The following is an 18,351-nucleotide window of genomic DNA, read 5'->3' as shown; positions in this document are numbered from 1 at the left end:
CGGTGCCATCACTCCAGAAGAGGTCGCGCCGCAGATGCTGTCGTGACGTTGCCCTGGCGTCACCAGGACTGCGAGCGGGCGCCCCTTGCCGTCGCAGGCGAGGTGGATGTTGGTCGTCAGTCCGCCTCGGGATCGGCCGAGGGCGTGATCATCCGGTTCGTCCGGCCTGTTGGTCCCCCTTTACACCATCCCAGAGAAGACCGACCAGCACCGACACTGGCACGAACCGCGGCAGCCGCGGGGGCGGCCACCGACGCTCGACCGGCAGATCTACCGTCAACGCAACGTCGTCTCGTACTGCTCCTCATGGAGCCCCGGCCGGCCGGCCGACCGGCGCGGTGAGGTATTCCTCAGTGATCTCCTTCGGTCCGAACGGCCAGACCTTCTCGAAGCGCGCCCACAGCAGGTACGCCACGATGCCGAGAGCCAGCCAGGCCAGCGACCATTCGATGGGATGGCGGCCGGGCGAGTTCTTGTCGGCATAGCCGTAGATCACCAGCCAGCCGACCAGGGCGAGCAGGCTGGGCAGGGGGTACAGCCACATCTTGTACGGGCGGCGCAGGTTCGGCTGCCGCCTGCGCAGGACCGTCACCGCGGCGATCTGGGCGAGCGCCTGTACGAGGACCATCACCGTGGTGAGGAGCTGGATCAGCGTCGCCAGGTCGGTGTGGCGGCCGATGAGGAAACCGATCGCCGTCACCACCCCCATGGTGGCCAGCCCCAGCATGGGGAAGCGGTGCCTGGGGTGCAGCTTGGCGTACGGGCGGAAGAAGACCCGCTCGCGGGCCGCGTCGTACGGTACCCGGGAGCCGCCCAGAAGGCCGGTGAAGACGGAGGCGAAGGCGGTGATCAGGATGAGGACCGTGACCGTGTCGGCCGCCCCCTTGCCCCAGGTCTCCTCCAGGACCGCCGAGGCGACGGAGGTGGAGGCGATGTCGCCCGCGTCCGTCATCCGGTGCCAGTCGATGACGCCGAGCGTGCCGATCTGCTGCAGCAGGTAGATGGCCATGATGCCGAGGATGGAGAAGATGATGGAGCGGGGCAGTGTACGGCCCGGGTCCTTGATCTCGGCGCCCATGTACGCGGTGGTGTTGTAGCCGAGGTAGTCGTAGATGCCGATCGTCAGGCCCGCGGCGAAACCCAGCCAGAAGTGGTTGCTGGTGAGGTCGAAGGCGTGCGCCGGGTAGGTGAAGGCCAGGTCCGCGCTGAAGTCGGTGGCCGCGGCCACGATCACCAGAAGGACCGAGGTGATCATGACGGCCCACATCACGGCCGTGATCCGGGCGATGTGCTCGATGCCCCGCCACAGCAGGACGATCACCAGCAGGATCATGCCGAGGCCGACCAGGTCGCCGGTCGTCCTGCCCATGTCCGGTGCCAGATAGCCGAGGTACTGCACGAAGCCGACCACGCCGGTGGACATGATCAGCGGGATGAAGAGCATCGCCGTCCAGACGAACAGGAACGGCATCAGCCGTCCGGTGCGGTACTGGAAGGCCTGGCGCAGATACACATAGCTGCCGCCGGAGCCGGGCATCGCCGCGCCCAGTTCGGCCCAGACCAGGCCGTCGGCGAGGGCCAGTAACGCGCCGGCGAGAAAGCCGATCACCGCCTGCGGGCCGCCGAACGCGGCGACCATCAGCGGGATCGTCACGAACGGCCCGATGCCGCACATCTGGCTCATGTTGATGGTGGTGGCCTGGAACAGGCCGACACGGCGGACGAAGCCGCCCTCGGGTGGCGGGCTACCGGACATGGGTCCTCCTGAAGCGGACGCGGGGAGAGGTACGACGTGCCGACCGACGCCACTCGGCGGCCGACGGATCAAGGGCGGCGGGTATCCGGCCGACGCTGGGCTCCCCTTGGCTCGCCCGGCGAGGCTGAGAGCCGGTTCTCAGGCACAGACTCTCGCTTGGGCGATAAAGTTAAGGAGCCTTACTAGATGCGTCAAGAGGGTGTCCCACATGCGTGAGAATGGTGCGATGCCCGCCAGTGACGCCGCCGAGCAGCCGGATCAGCCGTGGAACCGTCAGCGGTTGCGCAGCACCAACGAGCGCCTGCTCCTGGACCGGCTGCGTTCCGCCGGCGCCGCTTCACGCGCGCAACTCGCCCGGGATACGGGCCTGTCGAAGCCGACCGTCTCCAGCGCGCTGGCGGCCCTGGCGGAGGCGGGCCTGGTGCGCGAGGTCGGCACGCACACGCCGGAACGCGGCAGGGTCGCCGTCCTCTACGCCCCGGACCCGTCCGCCGGGTACGCGCTCGGCATCGATATCGGGCGCGGTTGGCTGCGCGTGGCGGTCGCCAACCTGGACGGCGAGCTGGTGGCCCGGGCGGACGTGCGCAACCGGGCCCGCTCCTCCGGCGCCCTGGCCGATCTCGTGGTCGCCACAGCACGGCAGGTGGTCGCGAACTCCGGTGTCGCCCAGGACGAGGTGGCCCACGCCGTGGTGGGCACGCCGGGCGTGTACGACGCGGAGCGGCGGCGGGTGCGCTTCGCGATGCATCTGCCGGGCTGGGGGCGGGCCGGGCTGGTTGACCGGATGCGTGAGGAGCTGGGCGTACCGCTGGAGGTCCACAACGACGCCAATCTGGCGGCGCTCGGCGAGTACACCTACGGCGTCGGCGGGGGCAGCAGGCTCTTCGCGTACATCATGATCGGTACGGGGCTCGGCATGGGCGTGGTCAGCGAGGGCCGGGTTTTCCCCGGGGCGCACGGCGGTGCCGGGGAGATCGGGTTCCTGCCGTGGCCCGGGCAGCAGCGGCCCCGGACGCTGGAGGACGCCGTCTCGGGGGTGGCGGTCGTGGAGTCGGCGCGTAGGTTCGGGATGACCGGGCAGCTCACCGCGAAGGCGGTCTTCGACTCGGCCCGGCAGGGAAATCCCGCCGCGGTCAAGGCGGTCGAGCTGGAGAGCGAGCGGATCGCGCACACGGTCGCGGCGGCCGCGGCCGTGCTCGACCCGGATCTCGTGGTCCTCGGCGGCGGCGTGGGGCACAGCGTGGACCTGCTGCTGCGGCCCGTACGGGAGAACCTGCGCGCGCTCACCCCCCTGCGGCCGAAGATCGTGGCCGGCCGGCTCGGCGAGGACGCGGTGCTGCTGGGCGCGGTGGCCACGGCTCTGGGGACCGCGCGGGACGTGGTGTTCGAGCGCCGATCGGCGTCCTGACCAACTCGCATACCGGCAACGGTGATTGACACGTCTCGTCCGGCCCCCTACCTTGAGGCCAAGTTAGTAAAGTTTCCTAACTTGCACGTGCAGTGCCGTAGCGCGGATGCTCCCCCCACCTCCCTAGGAGACAGACGTGTTCCACCGCCCTGCCGCCAGACGCCGCCTCGCCACGGCAGCCGTCGCCCTGGGCCTGCTCTGTACGCTCTCCACGAGCGCGTGGGCCGGCGCCCGCGACGCGTCACCGCCCCGCCACCGGACGCAGACCACCGCTGTCGCCTCCCGCGCCGGCAGTGCCACCGGACTGTCCGGCTACGCCATCCAGTCGACCGCGAAGGTCACCGACTCCGCGGCGGCCGTCTCCTCCCCGGGGTATCCGGCGAGCGGCTGGTATCCGGCGGGCTCCCGCTCCACGGTGCTCGCGGCGCTGCTGGCGGACGGGAAATACGCCGACCCGTTCTACTCGACCAACCAGCAGCAGATCCCCAAGGCCGACTTCCAGGTTCCCTGGTGGTACCGCTCGGACTTCACGGTCGCCGACACCTCCGAGCGCACGTATCTGGACTTCAGCGGGGTGATCTCGGCGGCCGACGTCTACGTCAACGGGCAGCAGGTTGCCAAGGCCGCCGACGTGGCGGGCGCGTACACCCACCACGAGCTGGACGTCACCTCACTGGTGCGCGCGGGCACCAACACGGTGGCCTTCCGCATCCAGCCCAACGACCCCCGCAGGAACCTCACCATGGGCTGGATCGACTGGCTGCAGCCGCCGCCCGACGAGAACATGGGGATCGTCCGCGATGTGCTGGTGCGGCGCGGCGGCCCGGTCGCCCTGCGCGACGCGCACGTCGTCACCGGACTCGACGTGCCGTCCCTCTCCACCGCGGACCTGACGGTCAAGGCCCGGGCCCGCAACGACTCGGACTCGCCCGTCACCACCACCGTCTCGGGCAGCATCGGCGCGATCTCGTTCAGCAAGTCCGTCTCCCTGGCCGCCCACGCGACCAAGACGGTCACCTTCGCTCCGGCCGAGGTCCCCGGGCTGCACCTGACCTCGCCGAAGGTGTGGTGGCCCGCCGGCATGGGCGGACAGCCCCTGTACGCCCTCGACCTCACCGCGTCCGTCGCCGGCACCGTCTCGGACGCGGCGCACGACAACTTCGGCATCCGCGACGTGAAGGCCCCCCTCAACTCCGACGGCGCCCGGCAGTACAGCGTCAACGGACGCAAGCTGCTCATCAGGGGCGGCGGCTGGTCGCCCGACGAGTTCCTTCGCTGGGACAGGACATACGTCGAGGACCGCCTGAAGTACGCGCTCGACCTCGGCCTCAACACCATCCGCCTCGAAGGGCACATCGAGCCGGACGAGTTCTTCGACCTCGCGGACCGCTACGGCATCCTCACGCTGCCCGGCTGGGAGTGCTGCGACAAATGGGAGGGGAACGGCAACGGCGGCGAGCCGGGCGACAAGTGGACCGCCGAGGACTACCCGGTCGCAGGGGCGTCGATGGCCGCCGAGGCCGCCCGGCTGCGCGACCACCCCAGTGTCATCTCCTTCCTCATCGGTAGCGACTTCGCTCCCGACGCGACCATCGAGAAGACTTACCTCGACGCGCTGAAGGCCGCCGACTGGCCCACCCCGGTGGTCGCGGCCGCCTCCGACAAATCCTCACCTGTCAGCGGACGTTCGGGAATGAAGATGTCCGGCCCCTACGACTGGATCCCGCCGAACTACTGGTACGCCAAGCGCGAGGGCGGCGCCACCGGCTTCAACTCCGAGACCAGCGCGGGCCCCGACATCCCCACACTCGACACACTGCGCCGCATGATGAGCCCGGCAGAACTCGACACCCTATGGAAGAACCCCAGCGCCAAGCAGTATCACCGGTCGCCGTCGTCGACCTTCAGCACCCTGAAGCTCTACGACGACGCGCTGACCGGACGCTACGGAGCGCCCAGCAGCCTCACCGACTACGTACGCAAGGCGCAGCTGGCCCAGTACGAGAACACCCGGGCCCAGTTCGAGGCGTACGGACGCAACGCGACCGACTCCTCCAAGCCCTCGACCGGGGTTGTCTACTGGATGTTCAACAGCGGCTGGACCTCCCTCCACTGGCAGCTGATGGACCGTTACCTCGACCAGGGCGGCGCGTACTTCGGTGCGAAGAAGGCGAACGAGCCGCTGCACGTCCAGTACTCGTACGACAACCGGTCGGTCGTCGTGGTGAACAACCGGCACGCCTCCGCGTCCGGCCTCACCGCCCGCGCCACGCTCTTCAGCACCGACGGCACGCAGAAGTACGACAAGACCGTCACCGGAGTGACCGTGGGCGGCGACGGCGCGCGCGGCACCGCGCTCACGCTGCCCTCGACGGTGAGCGGTCTGTCGACGACATACCTCGCACGCCTGGTCCTGAGCGACTCCACGGGCAAGGAGGTGAGCCGCAACGTCTACTGGCTCTCCACCAAGCCCGACACGCTCGACTGGGACAACACCGACTGGTACTACACGCCCACGACGAGCTACGCGGACCTGAAGGGGCTGAGCGCCATGGCGCAGGCGCCGGTGTCCGCCACGGCGTCGACGACCTCGTCGGGTGACACGTCGACCACGACGGTCACCGTGCGCAACACGGACGGAGGCAGGACGCCGTCGCTGCTGACGGACGTGCATCTGGTGGACGGGGCGGGCAAGCCGGTGCTGCCGGTGCGGTGGTCCGACAACGAGGTCAGTCTCTGGCCGGGCGAGTCGGTCACCCTGACGGCCACGTACCGGACGACCGATCTGCACGGGTCCCGGCCGCGGGTGCGGGTCTCCGGGTGGAACACGCCGGAGCGCACGGTTCCGGCGGCCTGATCCCACGGGGGGCGGCCCGGACCACCCCCGTGGGGGTTCAGCTCACGTTGAGCCGGAGCGGCATGAAGGCCGCGGCCGGTGTCTCGTATCTGACTCTGGTCTGCCACGAGGACGAGCTGACGGAGGGTCTGCTCGAAGGCCAGGCGGACAGTTCGGGTCCCACCCCGCGAGTGTCGATGCAGACGGTTCGAGGACCGGGCGGGGAGGGGTAGCGGCGGTGCCGACCCCGTAACCGCCGAAATACGTCCCGCCGGCGAGCGCCGCCGTCCTCAGTCCGGTCCGGCTGCGTGAACGGGTGGAAAGCATGTGGCGGACCTGGCAGTCCTCCGAGAACCCGTCAATCGAGGTCGCCGACGTCTTGCCCGCGCTGAGCACGGACGTCGAGCTCGCGGTGCGCGCCCACCGCCGCGGGGGTGCTGCCGGCCCACGGCGAGGTGCCGCGGGGTGGCTGCGGCGGCATCGCTTCCTCCGACCGGCCCACCATCCACACCCGGGGCGCCCTTCGCTTCGACTGAAGTGGCCCGATGAATTATTGAGAAACGTCCACCCGCGGCCCATAATTCTGCCGCTTGCATTGACCTAAGGTCTAAGTGGTCCTACCTTTCCCTGGGTTGAGTTCCGGTGATCCCACGGGAGGGGTCCATGCCCACGCGCCGCAGAGCCGCCCTCGTCACCCTCGTATCCACCGTCCTGACCCTCGGCCCACCGGCGCTCGCCGCTCACGCGCTCGGCACTCCGGGCCCCGCCGCCTCCGCGGACGTCTACGTGGCACCCCGAGGCGACGACCACGCCGACGGCAGCGCCCGGCACCCCGTCCGCACGCTGGACCGGGCCCGAGACGTGGTGCGGGCCCGGGTCGCCGGCATGCGCGCCGACCTGACGGTCCATCTGGCGCCGGGCACCTATCGCCGTACCGGCCCGCTCGTGCTGGACGCCCGCGACTCGGGGGCGAACGGGCACCGGGTGATCTGGCAGGGCGCCGGCGACTCGGTCATCAGCGGCGGGCTCCGGGTGGCCGGATGGCACCGGGCCCCGGGGCACAAGGGCCTGTGGGCCGCTCCCGCTCCCCGAGGACTCACCGACACACGGCAGTTGTACGTCGACGGAGTACGCGCCCAGCGGGCCCGCGGGGCCGTGCCGGTCACGCTGACCCAGACCGCGACCGGCTACACCGCCTCCTCTGATGCCTTTGCCCACTGGAAGCACCCCGAGGACGCCGAGTTCGTCTACACCAGCGGCGAAGCTCTGTGGAACATCGAACGCAACGGGCTCGGCCAGTGGACCGAGCCGCGCTGCCCGATCGCCTCCGCCGACGGCACCACCATCACCATGGCGCAGCCCTGCTGGGACAACTCCAACAAGCGGGTCGAGTTCCCCGACATCCCCGGCCGCACGGTGAGCATGGTCGGCCCCGGCCGCCTCACCAACGGCGGCAAGCCGTCGTACGTCGAGAACGCCTACGAACTCCTCGACCAGCCCGGCGAGTGGTACCTCGACAAGAGCGACCACACGGTCTACTACCTGCCCCGCAAGGGCGAGGACCTTGGCCGCGCCGACGTCGAGGCAGCCGCGGCCGAGAAACTGCTCGACGGACGCGGCACCGCGGACGCCCCCATCCACGACATCTCCTTCCGCGGCATCCGGTTCAGCTACGCGACCTGGCTGACTCCGTCCCGGCCGGAGGGTTTCTCCGAGATCCAGGCCGGCTACACGATCACCGGCGACCACGGCTGGGCCACACAGGGCCTGTGCCAGTACGTCCAGGGCGGAACCTGCCCGTTCGCCTCCTGGACCAGGATGCCGGGCAACGTCTCCTTCGCCCACGACCGGCGCGTGGAGTTCACCGACGACGTCTTCGCCCATCTCGGCGCCTCCGGACTGGAACTGGGCGCGGGCAGCGCGGACTCCTCGGTCAGCGGGAGTGTCTTCACCGACGTGTCCGGCAACGGGCTGGAGATCGGGGGAGTGGACGGGCAGACCCCGGCGTCGGGCGTGCGGGTGACGGACAACCACCTGTACGGGCTGCCCCGCGAGTACCACGGCGGGGTGGGCATCCTCAACGGCTACACCCAGCACACCACCATCGCCCACAACCAGATCGACCACGTCGCCTACTCGGCGATCTCGATGGGCTGGGGTGGCTGGCCCGACAAGATCGGCGACCCCGCGACCCCGAATCCCAGCCATGACAACGTCGTACGCGACAACCTGGTCTTCGACTACATGCAACTGCTCGACGACGGCGGAGGCGTCTACACCCAGGGCCTGACCGGCACCTCCCTGACCGACGGTGAGAAGGTCACCGGCAACGTCATCCATGACCAGTGGGGACTTGGCAAGAGCGTCTACACCGACAACGGCTGCACCTACGAGACCGTCGAGGGCAATGTCCTGTACCGCGCCTCCTACGCCAACGTCGCCTCCCGGCACACCGACTACCGCGACGGCCTCGGCAACAACGACCCCACCCTGATCAAGGACAACTGGTGGGAGGAAGGCACGGCCGACGGGGACAACAAGGGTCTGGTGACCAGCGGCAACAAGATCATGACCGGATTGTCCGACGTGCCGCCGGACGTCCTCGCGAACGCGGGACTCGAACCCGCATACCGGCACCTGCTGACCCCGCGCGTCGGCGGCGTCTCCGTGCCCGAGGCGCCGGCCCGGGTCGGCACCAGCACGGCGGGAGCCGACGCGCTGTACGTGACCTTCAACCCCACCTTCGCGGACGGCGGTTCGCCGGTGACCGGTTACACGGCACGGGCGTACGACCCCGCGGGCCGTCAGGTCGCCCATGAGTCCGTCGGCGCCGCCGAGTTCAAGCGCAGCGCCCTGCTGCGCATCGGCGGACTGCCGGGGGGCGGTGGCCCCTTCACGGTGACCGTCACCGCGAGCAACGACCGGGGCACCAGCGCTCCCTCGCTCGCCTCGGCACCGCTGAGCCCGACGGCCGCGAGCGCGCTGCCCGCCGCACCGACGAGCCCGAAGCTGCGCACCGCGGCCACGGCCGCCACCCTCGCCTGGACCCCGCCGACCGGTACGGGTGACGCGAAGATCGTCGGTTACCGGGTGACCGTCTCCGACGGACGCGACCCGATCGCGGTGACCGGCCGGGACGTCCTGGTCACCCAGCCCTCCGCCAAGGGCATGTTCCGGGTGATCGGCGGACTGAAGCCCGGCACGGCCTACACCGTTACGGTCGCCGCGGTCACGGCGGCGGGTACCGGTCCCGCGGCCACGGTCAGCGGGACCACGACCGCCGGGTAGCCCACCGAAGCCGGCCAGGACCTCGCAGCCCGACGCCGGCCGCCTCCGCCGACGGTCGAGGACAGTCGAGCTGAGGCTGCTGCCAGAATCTGAGGCTGATCCCGCATCCGAACCCCAACGCCCACCTCCACGGTGGGCGTTGGGGGGAGGGGGCTCATGAGACCGGTCACGTCGGCTCGACGGTGAGAAAGCCCCGGAAAGTGAACTACCGGACCTTCCCAGCTGAGGGCTCCCGCCCGCATCGTGCCACGCGCGTGGCGTCAGCCCAGCATGTCGCGCAGTCGCTCGACTGCGTTGAGGCGTTCCCCGTGCGTGTCGGCCAGCGGCTTCACGCACAGGGTGGTCACACCAGCGGCAGCGAAGGCATCGAGCTGCCCGGCGATCTGTTCCTTCGTCCCCACGAGGGATATGGCCCTCAACAGGTCTTCGGGAACGGCGGCTTCGGCCTCCCGCTTCTTTCCTGCCAGGTACAGGTCCTGGATGTGCGCCGCCTCCCGTTCGTAGCCGTACCGACCGGCGAGCCGGGCGTAGAAGTTCTTGTTCCTCGCGCCCATCCCCCCGATGTAGAGGGCCAGTTGTGGCCGAGCTCGGTCCAGCAGGTGTTCCACGTCGTCGCCGACGGCCAGAGGCGCCGTGACCGTGATGTCGAGCGTGCCCAGTGCCGCATCGCGGCGGGCCTTCCCCGCGGTCAGTGCCGCTCCCCACACCTCCGCGGCCTTTCCGGGATGGAAGAACACGGGCAGCCAGCCCTCGGCGAGTTCGGCCGTCAGTTCGACGTTCTTCGGTCCGATCGCCGCCAGGGTGATGGGGATGCGGGAGCGGACCAGCTTGTTGACGAGTTTCAGGGGCTTGCCGAGCCCGGTACCCCGCTCGGCGGGAAGCGGAAGCGGGTACTTCGGGCCCGGGTGCACCACCGGTTCGCCCCGCCACACCTGGCGGCAGATCTCCACCACCTCGCGAGTGCGGCCGAGTGGCGCGTCGTACGGCACCCCGTGGAAGCCCTCGATCACCTGCGGACCCGACGCTCCGAGGCCCAGCGTGAACCGGCCACCGGAGAGCTCGTCAAGACCAGCGGCGGTCATCGCCAGCAGCGACGGCGTACGGGTGAAGATCGGGAGGATTCCGGAGGCGATCTCCAGGCGTTCGGTACGAGCCGCGAGGTAGCCCAACCGACTGACGGCGTCGAAGGAGTAGGCCTCCGGCACGAAGGCGATCTCGACCCCTGCCGCCTCGAAATCCTTTGCGGCACCGACCGATCCGATGAAGTCGCCGCTGTAATCCAGTGTCATACCGATACGCATGCAAGGGCCCCTCGTCTTCCGACCGACTCAGATTTATCGAACGATCGTTTAGCAGCGTACCGGCCCCGCTGTCCAGGCGGAACCGTGCAATCTCGTAGCGCTTAACTCAGTTCCGCTACAAGGGATCATGTGCAGGGACCTTGACCGAGTGACGTGGCTCACCCTACGTTCGCGCTGGCCTTAACGAACGATCGATGAGTGACACGTGGCGTCGCTTCAGGGCGGCAAGGGAGGCCGAAGTGCTCGAAATCGATGGACTCGTCGTCCGGTACGGCGCTCGCGCACCCGTTCTGCGGGCGGTGTCCCTGGACGTCGGCGGCAGCGGCGTCGTCGCGCTCCTCGGCAGCAACGGCGCCGGCAAGACGACGCTCATGCGCGCCGTCTCCGGCACGCTCGGCCTGTACGGCGGCGGGGTCACCGAAGGCTCCGTCCGGTTCCGCGGCGAACGGATCACCGGCGCGGACACCGCCCGTACCGTGGTGCGCGGACTGGTGCAGGTACCGGAAGGACGGCACATCTTCGCCGGTCTGACGGTGGAGGAAAACCTCAACGCCGGTGCGCTCACCGTGCGGTCGTCGGCGGTGCGCGAGCGCACACGCCGTCGGATGTACGAACTCTTCCCGCGGCTCGCCGAGCGGCGACGCGCCCGTGGCGGGACGCTGTCCGGCGGCGAGCAGCAAATGCTCGCCATCGCCCGGGCGTTGATGGCGCAGCCGAGACTCCTGCTTCTCGACGAGCCGTCCCTCGGCCTCGCGCCGCGGCTGGTGCACCTCGTGGGCGAGACCATCCGCGAGATCAGCCGGGAAGGGGTCCCCGTCCTGCTGGTGGAGCAGAACGCGGCGATGGCGCTGTCGGTCGCCGACTCGGCCTGTGTGCTCGATCTCGGCCGGGTCGTGCTGCGCGGACCGACGGACGAACTGGCGCAGAGCGACGATGTGCGCCGCCTCTACCTGGGCGCGGACGCGGACGCCGACCAGGGCGCCGGAGGATCCGCGCCGCGGCCCGGGGCCGAAACCGGAAAAGCGCCGACGCTGACCAGGTGGTCCGGATGACGACGACTCAAACGCAAACGGCACCGGAACTGCGTGTCGAGGACGTGAGCGTGGTGTTCAGCGGACTGCGCGCGCTTGACGGTGTGTCATTCACCGTGCGGCCCGGCACGATCCATGCCGTCATCGGTCCCAACGGTGCCGGGAAGACGACGCTGCTCAACGCCCTGTCGGGGATCTACCGTGTCTCCTCGGGCCGCATCATGGTGGACGGTCAGGAGGTGACGGGCCTGCGTCCGGACCGGGTGGCACGCAGGGGAGTCGCCCGCACCTTCCAGAACATCGTCGTGTCACCTGTCGAGTCCACACTCGACAACCTCATGGTCGGCCGGCATCGGCTGACCCGGTCCGGCATCGCCGCGAGCGCACTGGGACTGGGCCGCGGTGAACAGCGTGTCCACGAAGCGCGGGTGCGCGACATAGCGGAGTTCGCCGGCTTGTCCGGTGTTCTTCACCGCCCGGCGGCGAGCCTCGCCTACGGGGACCTCAAGCGCCTGGAGTTCGCGCGGGCCCTGTGCCTGGAGCCGCGGTTGCTCATCCTCGACGAACCGGTCGCCGGGATGAACACCGCGGAGAGCGCGGAACTAGCCCGGCTGGTCTCCGCGGCACGTGACGCGCTCGGTCTGACCGTGGTGTTCGTCGAGCACGACATGGGAGTGGTCATGTCGATCGCCGACCGCATCACCGTCCTCGACTTCGGCAAGGTCGTCACGGACGGCACGCCGGAACACGTAAGGCAGCATCCGGAAGTGATCAGCGCCTATCTGGGAGCGCCCATGGAATCCGGAAACGACCAGGTGGCGGAGAGGTTGTCGTGATGACCCGCGGAGTCGAAATCCTGCTGAACGGTGTGTCGTTGGGGTTGTTGTACGCCCTGATCGCCCTGGGCTTCGTCATCGTCTTCAAGGCGACCCGCACGGTGAACTTCGCGCACGCCTCGTTTGTGCTCTTCGGCGTGTGGGTGGTGGCGCAGACCAGCCCGCACATCGGCTTCGCGGCCGCCGTGGCGCTCGGCCTGGTGGCGGCCGGGACGCTGGGGCTGGCGGTGGAGCGACTGCTGCTGTCCCGGGTCGACGGCCGCAAGCATGACGCGCTGGCGATCCTCACCATCGGGGTCAACGTGGTGCTCACCGCGGAACTGAGCTGGCGCATCGGGGAGAGCGTGCTGCCACTCGGCGCTCCCTGGGACGGACACGTGATCCACTTCGGCTCAGTGGTACTGCCCTTGTCCGTGATCATCACCATCGTCACCGTGCCCCTGCTGATCGCAGCTCTCGCCGCGGTCCTCCGCCACACCGGCTGGGGCCTGGCCATGCGCGCCTCGATCGAGGACCGGGAGGGCGCGGCGCTCGCCGGTGTCCGGCTGAAGCGGGTCTCGGCAGGTGCCTGGATCACGGCCGGCATCCTCGCCGTCGCGGCCGGCATCGGTCTCGCGTCGTTCCCCAGCCCCGGCGTGGCCGTGAGTACCGGGACCGCGGCCGTCAAGGCGCTCCCCGCCGCGATCATCGGCGGCCTCGACTCGCTCGGCGGGGCGGTCGTGGGCGGCCTGGTCATCGGCGTCGCCGAGGTGACCGTCGCCGAATACCAGGACGCGCTCTCCTTCCTCGGGCGAGGGCTTGGGGACGTCGTGGCCTACGTGATCATGATCTGCATTCTGCTGTGGCGGCCCTCGGGCCTGTTCGGCGCGAAGGAGGTCAGCCGTGCCTGAGACGTCCCGGCTCCCTGCGGCAGGGCGTGTACCGGTCCTGTGCGCGCTGATCGTCGCCCTGGTGGTCCTCCTGGCACTGCCCCTGTATGTCTCCGCGTTCTGGCTGAACATGGGCCTGTTCGCGATGGCGGCCGCGGTCGGCGCGATCGGCCTCACCATCCTGCTCGGCGCGGCGGGACTGTTGTCCCTGGGACACGCCTTCTTCGTCGCCGTCGGCACATACGGCTATGCCTTCCTGGCCGGAGAAAGCGACGGCGGGGTGTCCGGTCTCGGCCTCCCCCCGCTTCTCGCCGCAGTCCTGGCCGTCCTGCTGGCGGGCGTCTGCGGCCTGCTGTTCAGCCCGGTCTCCAGCCGCCTGCGCGGCATCTACCTGGGCATCGCCTCCCTGGGTCTGGTGTTCCTCGGCCACCATCTGCTGCAGAACATGAAGCCGGTGACCGGAGGCTACGAGGGCCGGACCGTCGTGCCGATGTCGATCGGCGGGTTCTCCTTCTCCGACCGGGCGGACATCACCGTCCTGGGCGTTCCGTTCGGTGCCGCCGAGAGCCAGTGGTATCTGTTCCTCGTCGTCACCGTCGGGGCGGCGCTGCTCGGGCGCAACGTCCTGCGCGGCCGGCCCGGCAGGGCGCTGAGGCTCATGAGGGACAGCGAGATCGGCGCGAGCGCCATGGGCGTCGACATACGACGCACCAAGGCAGCCGTGTTCGTACTGTCGTCGATGTATGCCGGCGCTGCCGGTGTGCTCACGGCACTGGCCTTCCAGCGCACCGTCCCCGACTACTTCAGCCTCAACCTGTCGGTCAACTATCTGGTGATGGTCATCCTGGGCGGCCTCGGATCAGTGGGTGGCGCGGTCGCCGGTGCGGTCTTCGTCGTGACGCTGCCCTTGCTGTTCTCCCGCTACGCGGATTCCCTGCCGTTCGTCACCGGAGCCGGCGGGCAGGGACTGGACGCGTCGACAGCGGCACAGTTCGTGTACGGCGCGGTCGTCATCGTGGCCGTGATCGTCCAGCCGGGCGGTCTGGCGGCGCTGGCCGGCGCCGTTCGACCGCTGCGAAGCCGCCGCCCGGCCGAGGCCGCCACTCCCTGAACCGCGATCCCCAAGCGTCCGTCGCCTCAGACATCCAGACCCGACCCCCACCTTGCCGGACGTGTGCTGTCAGCCACCTCATCCGCTTCTCAGCGAGGAGACACACCGATGCACAAATCGCGCACAGTCGGCCTGGCGGCCACGGCCCTGGCCTTCACGCTGGCGGTTGCCGGCTGCTCCACCAAGGCCGAAACGGCCGGGACCGCCGCCACGCCCGGGGTCAGTGACTCCACGATCAAGCTCGGGGTGCTGATGGACCTGTCGGGCCCGTTCGCGGGCACCGGCAAGACGATCCTCGACGCGAGCAACGTCGCCGTGAAGGAGATCAACGCGGCAGGCGGTGTCTGCGACCGGAAACTGGCACTCGTCACCCGCGACCACGGCTACGACCCGCAGAGGGCCGTCGCCGCGTACGACGAGATGGATCCGCAGGTCCTCGGCTATCTGAACATCCTCGGCACACCGGTCGTCACGGCGCTGCGGGACAAGATGGAGGCGAAGGACGAACTCGCCGGCCTGACCACGTTCGCGTCGACCCTGCTCGGGGACGAGAATCTGATCGTCCTGGGCGCCACGTACGACATCCAGACGATCAACGGCCTGGACTGGCTCGTGAGGAAGGGCGAACTGCGCGGCGGCGATTCCGTCGGGCACATCTACCTCCAGGGGGAAATCGGCGAGAACAGCCTGCGGGGCGGCAAGTTCGCCGCGGGGAAGCTGGGGTTGAAGGTCGTCGGCCAGCAGATCGACCCCACCGCGACCGACCTCACCAGCCAGGTCAACGCGCTCAAGTCGGCGAAGGTCAAGGCGATCCTGGTCGACTCGACGCCCAAGCAGGCGGCTTCGGTGGCGGCAGTGGCGCAGGCGGCCGGCATGGAGGTGCCGATCATGGGCGGGGTGTCGACCTTCGCCACCAGCCTGCTCACGACGTCAGCGGCGCCCGCGCTCACCGAGCACTACACCAGGCTCTCCGGGCTGGGCGCCCTCGGCGCGGACACCGCCTCCGCTCGCAAGCTGGCCGCTGCCTGGAAGGACCGGTACGGTAAGGCCCCGGAGGCCAGCAGCGGAGTCGTCCACGCCTACGCCATGACCAAGCTGTACGCCGAGATCCTCGGCAAGAGCTGTGATGATCTCACCCGCCCGGGCGTGCTCAAGGCCCGCAGCGCTGTCACCGACTTCACGCTACCCGGCCTGCTCCCGCCTCAGGACTTCTCCGATCCCGCTGAGCCCAGTTCGCGCGAGGCGCAGGTGCTGGGTGTGGACAAGGGTGTCTTCGCCGGAGTCGAACCACTTGGTGACTTCTTCGCTTCCGACCTGGCGAAGGAGTACAAGGTTCCGTCGGTCGGATGACACCGGGGAATGTGCCCGGCGGGCCGGCGGTGGCGGTGCGCCGGCCCTCGGCTCCGCATGGCAGGGGGCGGCTTTGTCGATCGTTCGTTCGTTCTGGGAGGCTGGGGCCATGGATACGACGAGCGGCAAAGCGGCGGGCAAGAGCGGCAAGGGGACGGACAACAGTCCCTCCGGCCCCCGGGGAAACGGCCGGGACGCCATCATGGACGCCGCACGAGACGTCTTCGCGGAGCGCGGCTACTTCGGCGCCTCCATCCGTGACATCGCCAAGCGGGCCGACATGAGTCTGTCCGCCCTCTATTACTACTACTCCGGCAAGGCCGAGCTCTTCCACGCCCTGATCGAGGACTCGCTGAACGACTACTTCCGTCACTGCGAGAAGGAACTGGCCCAGGCCGGTGACGACCCTGCCGCGCGGCTGGCCGCCCTGGTCAGAGTGACGGTCGACTACCGGGTACGGCGGCAGGTCGAAAGTCTGTTGACCCTCCAGGAACTCCGTTACCTCGAACCCGAGTACCGCAACCCCATCATCGAAAGACGGCACGCCGTATCGGGACTCTTCCAGAAGGCCATGGACGACGGCATGGCCGCCGGGATCTTCCGGACCCCGCACCCGGACGACGCCCGCCGGGCGATCATGGCGATGTGCAACGCCGTCGCCCAGTGGTACGACCCGTCCGGCGACCTCGGGACCACGGAGCTGTGCGACCGGTACGTGCGGCTGGCGTTCGCCATGGTCGGGCACGGCGAGGCCCCGGCCCGGTAGGCCGCCCCCACTTTTCGTCGCGGTCATTGACAGTGGGTCAGGCGGCGGCCTAACTTAACGATCGTTCGACAAGTACTTCTCTCCATCGGCTGCGGTCCCCACCACCACGGCCGTGGCCCGGCGCACGACGGCAGTCGCCGAGCCTTCGCGACACCGGCGGCGGCAGATCCGACACCGACTCGACCGACTGGAGTGTCCATGCAGACCAGCGGAATATCCGCAGTGGTGACCGGCGGCGCGTCGGGGCTCGGCCTGGCGACGGCGCGGCGGCTCCTCAAAGCCGGCGCCCGTGTCACCATCGCGGACCTGCCCTCCTCGGACGGCGACCGCGCCGTCCGCGACCTCGGCCCCGAGGCCGTCTTCGTCCCCGCCGACGTGACGAGCACCGAGGACATGACCGCAGTCCTCGACACCGCCGAGCGGACAGGAGCGCTGCGCGCGGTCGTCCACTGCGCGGGCCGCGGCGGTCCGCTCCGCGTGGTCAACAAGGACGGCACCGCCGGTGACCTCGACCATTTCCGCGCCGTGGTCGACGTCAACCTGATCGGCACCTTCAACGTGCTCCGGCTCGCCGCCACCCGCATGGCCCGCAACGAACCGCTCGACGGCGACCGCGGAGTGGTTGTCATGACGGCGTCGGTCGCGGCATTCGAGGGGCAGATCGGACAGGCCCCGTACGCGGCGTCGAAAGCCGGAGTGGCCGGCCTCACCGTGTGTGCGGCCCGGGATCTGGCGAGCAAGAGCATCCGGGTCGTCACCATCGCGCCCGGCCTGTTCGACACACCGATGCTCGGCAGGAGGCCGAAGGAGAAGCTCGACGCGCTCGCTGCCGCGGTGCCGCACCCCCCGCGCCTCGGCGCGGCGGACGAGTACGCACAACTCGCCCTGCACATCATCGACAACTCGATGCTCAACGGAGAGACCATCCGCCTCGACGGCGCGATCCGCCTGGCCCCGCGCTGAAGGCCGGCGCTCAACCGCTACTCCCCAACCGCGACCACCGCTTGGCCACCGTAAAGGAGCTGCCGTGGCAGACGAAGTACTGGTCGAGTACGGCGACGGCATCGCCGTCATCACCATCAACCGGCCCGAGTCCCGCAACGCGGTCACCCGAGCCGTCGCGGAGGCGATCGCATCCGCGCTGGACGAGTTGGACGAGCGTGACGACCTCGCGGTCGGCATCATCACCGGCGCCGGCGGCACCTTCTGCGCGGGCATGGACCTCAAGGCGTTCCTGCGGGGCGAGCGCCCCCACGTGCAGGGGCGCGGTTTCGCCGGCCTCACCGAGACCCCGCCGCGCAAGCCGCTGATCGCCGCCGTCGAGGGCTACGCCGTTGCAGGCGGATGCGAGATCGCCCTCGCGAGTGATCTGGTCGTCGCCGCCGAGGACGCCAAGTTCGGGCTGCCCGAGGTCAAGCGCGGTCTGGTGGCGGTGGCCGGGGGACTGCTGCGGCTGCCGGGCCGGATCCCGTACCAGATCGCGATGGAACTCGCCCTCACCGGTGACCTCCTCACCGCAGCACGGGCTCACCACTTCGGGCTGGTCAACCGGCTCACTCCGCCCGGCGGCGCGCTGAAGGAGGCGAGGCTGCTGGCCTCCGCCATCGCCGCCAACGGTCCGCTCGCCGTACGGGTCACCAAACGTATCCTCGTGGAGTCTCCCGGCTGGCCACGCGACGAGCTGTTCGGCCGTCAGAAGCCGATCACCGAGCTGGTGTTCAACTCGGAAGACGCTCGAGAAGGCGCCTCGGCCTTCACCGAGAAGCGTGCTCCCGTCTGGCGAGGCCGGTGAGCGGCCG

13 protein-coding genes and 1 pseudogene are annotated in these 18,351 nt (G+C 69.6%); 11 read left to right on the top strand and 3 right to left on the bottom strand.

Features of this window, described 5'->3' with window-relative positions; translation table 11 throughout:
* Nucleotides 1-36: 36 nt before the first annotated feature.
* A pseudogene (locus OHA64_RS01150) lies at nt 37-144 on the bottom strand (IS5/IS1182 family transposase); the annotation flags it as partial.
* A 160-nt stretch (nt 145-304) separates the two neighbouring features.
* A complete protein-coding gene (locus tag OHA64_RS01145) occupies nt 305-1,756 on the bottom strand; it encodes an APC family permease (protein WP_405606626.1) in 1,452 nt (483 codons plus the stop codon).
* Between the two features lie 226 nt (nt 1,757-1,982).
* Here OHA64_RS01145 and OHA64_RS01140 point away from each other — a divergent pair, with 226 nt between their 5' ends.
* The 3 genes from OHA64_RS01140 to OHA64_RS01130 all read left to right on the top strand — a co-directional run bounded on the left by OHA64_RS01140 (nt 1,983) and on the right by OHA64_RS01130 (nt 9,288).
* Complete coding sequence (locus tag OHA64_RS01140; protein WP_405606624.1) at nt 1,983-3,164, top strand: ROK family protein; 1,182 nt, start codon at nt 1,983-1,985, stop codon at nt 3,162-3,164.
* A 136-nt stretch (nt 3,165-3,300) separates the two neighbouring features.
* Nucleotides 3,301-6,021, top strand: coding sequence for a glycosyl hydrolase 2 galactose-binding domain-containing protein (locus tag OHA64_RS01135; protein WP_405606622.1), 2,721 nt, complete (start codon nt 3,301-3,303; stop codon nt 6,019-6,021).
* Between the two features lie 642 nt (nt 6,022-6,663).
* Nucleotides 6,664-9,288 carry a right-handed parallel beta-helix repeat-containing protein gene (locus OHA64_RS01130; RefSeq protein WP_405606620.1) on the top strand — a complete coding sequence of 875 codons (2,625 nt, stop codon included), beginning with the start codon at nt 6,664-6,666 and terminating at the stop codon, nt 9,286-9,288.
* 260 nt (nt 9,289-9,548) lie between these two features.
* Here the strand turns inward: OHA64_RS01130 and OHA64_RS01125 are convergent, their stop codons facing one another.
* Nucleotides 9,549-10,589, bottom strand: coding sequence for an LLM class F420-dependent oxidoreductase (locus OHA64_RS01125; RefSeq protein ID WP_405606618.1), 1,041 nt, complete (start codon nt 10,587-10,589; stop codon nt 9,549-9,551).
* 194 nt (nt 10,590-10,783) lie between these two features.
* Here OHA64_RS01125 and OHA64_RS01120 point away from each other — a divergent pair, with 194 nt between their 5' ends.
* The 8 genes from OHA64_RS01120 (at nt 10,784) to OHA64_RS01085 (ending at nt 18,344) form a co-directional block, all read left to right on the top strand.
* Nucleotides 10,784-11,641 carry an ABC transporter ATP-binding protein gene (locus OHA64_RS01120; protein ID WP_405606616.1) on the top strand — a complete coding sequence of 286 codons (858 nt, stop codon included), beginning with the start codon at nt 10,784-10,786 and terminating at the stop codon, nt 11,639-11,641.
* Nucleotides 11,638-12,456 carry an ABC transporter ATP-binding protein gene (locus tag OHA64_RS01115; RefSeq protein ID WP_405606614.1) on the top strand — a complete coding sequence of 273 codons (819 nt, stop codon included), beginning with the start codon at nt 11,638-11,640 and terminating at the stop codon, nt 12,454-12,456. The genes OHA64_RS01120 and OHA64_RS01115 overlap by 4 nt, the downstream gene beginning before the upstream one ends.
* A complete protein-coding gene (locus OHA64_RS01110; protein WP_405606612.1) occupies nt 12,456-13,346 on the top strand; it encodes a branched-chain amino acid ABC transporter permease in 891 nt (296 codons plus the stop codon). Before OHA64_RS01115 ends, OHA64_RS01110 begins: the two co-directional genes overlap by 1 nt.
* Nucleotides 13,339-14,436: a branched-chain amino acid ABC transporter permease gene (locus tag OHA64_RS01105; RefSeq protein WP_405606610.1), complete on the top strand. Its 1,098-nt coding sequence runs from the start codon at nt 13,339-13,341 to the stop codon at nt 14,434-14,436. The genes OHA64_RS01110 and OHA64_RS01105 overlap by 8 nt, the downstream gene beginning before the upstream one ends.
* A gap of 108 nt (nt 14,437-14,544) precedes the next feature.
* Nucleotides 14,545-15,786: an ABC transporter substrate-binding protein gene (locus tag OHA64_RS01100; RefSeq protein ID WP_405606608.1), complete on the top strand. Its 1,242-nt coding sequence runs from the start codon at nt 14,545-14,547 to the stop codon at nt 15,784-15,786.
* Between the two features lie 109 nt (nt 15,787-15,895).
* Nucleotides 15,896-16,552 carry a TetR/AcrR family transcriptional regulator gene (locus tag OHA64_RS01095; RefSeq protein WP_405606606.1) on the top strand — a complete coding sequence of 219 codons (657 nt, stop codon included), beginning with the start codon at nt 15,896-15,898 and terminating at the stop codon, nt 16,550-16,552.
* Nucleotides 16,553-16,750: 198 nt separating this feature from the next.
* Nucleotides 16,751-17,515: an SDR family NAD(P)-dependent oxidoreductase gene (locus OHA64_RS01090; protein ID WP_405606604.1), complete on the top strand. Its 765-nt coding sequence runs from the start codon at nt 16,751-16,753 to the stop codon at nt 17,513-17,515.
* A 64-nt stretch (nt 17,516-17,579) separates the two neighbouring features.
* Nucleotides 17,580-18,344: a crotonase/enoyl-CoA hydratase family protein gene (locus tag OHA64_RS01085; protein WP_405606602.1), complete on the top strand. Its 765-nt coding sequence runs from the start codon at nt 17,580-17,582 to the stop codon at nt 18,342-18,344.
* The last annotated feature ends 7 nt before the right edge of the window (nt 18,345-18,351 follow it).

This window comes from Streptomyces sp. NBC_00076, from assembly GCF_045041235.1.
GTDB lineage: Bacteria > Actinomycetota > Actinomycetes > Streptomycetales > Streptomycetaceae > Streptomyces.
The sequence above is the reverse complement of the archived record's forward strand: the minus strand, read 5'-3'. Positions and strand labels throughout refer to the sequence as shown.

What these genes read in the sequence shown, in the direction of transcription:
- OHA64_RS01145 (WP_405606626.1), bottom strand. Translation starts at nt 1,756, where the DNA reads ATGTCCGGTAGCCCGCCACCCGAGGGCGGCTTCGTCCGCCGTGTCGGC.
- OHA64_RS01140 (WP_405606624.1), top strand. Translation starts at nt 1,983, where the DNA reads ATGCCCGCCAGTGACGCCGCCGAGCAGCCGGATCAGCCGTGGAACCGT.
- OHA64_RS01130 (WP_405606620.1), top strand. Translation starts at nt 6,664, where the DNA reads ATGCCCACGCGCCGCAGAGCCGCCCTCGTCACCCTCGTATCCACCGTC.
- OHA64_RS01125 (WP_405606618.1), bottom strand. Translation starts at nt 10,589, where the DNA reads ATGCGTATCGGTATGACACTGGATTACAGCGGCGACTTCATCGGATCG.
- OHA64_RS01120 (WP_405606616.1), top strand. Translation starts at nt 10,784, where the DNA reads ATGAGTGACACGTGGCGTCGCTTCAGGGCGGCAAGGGAGGCCGAAGTG.
- OHA64_RS01115 (WP_405606614.1), top strand. Translation starts at nt 11,638, where the DNA reads ATGACGACGACTCAAACGCAAACGGCACCGGAACTGCGTGTCGAGGAC.
- OHA64_RS01110 (WP_405606612.1), top strand. Translation starts at nt 12,456, where the DNA reads ATGACCCGCGGAGTCGAAATCCTGCTGAACGGTGTGTCGTTGGGGTTG.
- OHA64_RS01100 (WP_405606608.1), top strand. Translation starts at nt 14,545, where the DNA reads ATGCACAAATCGCGCACAGTCGGCCTGGCGGCCACGGCCCTGGCCTTC.
- OHA64_RS01095 (WP_405606606.1), top strand. Translation starts at nt 15,896, where the DNA reads ATGGATACGACGAGCGGCAAAGCGGCGGGCAAGAGCGGCAAGGGGACG.
- OHA64_RS01090 (WP_405606604.1), top strand. Translation starts at nt 16,751, where the DNA reads ATGCAGACCAGCGGAATATCCGCAGTGGTGACCGGCGGCGCGTCGGGG.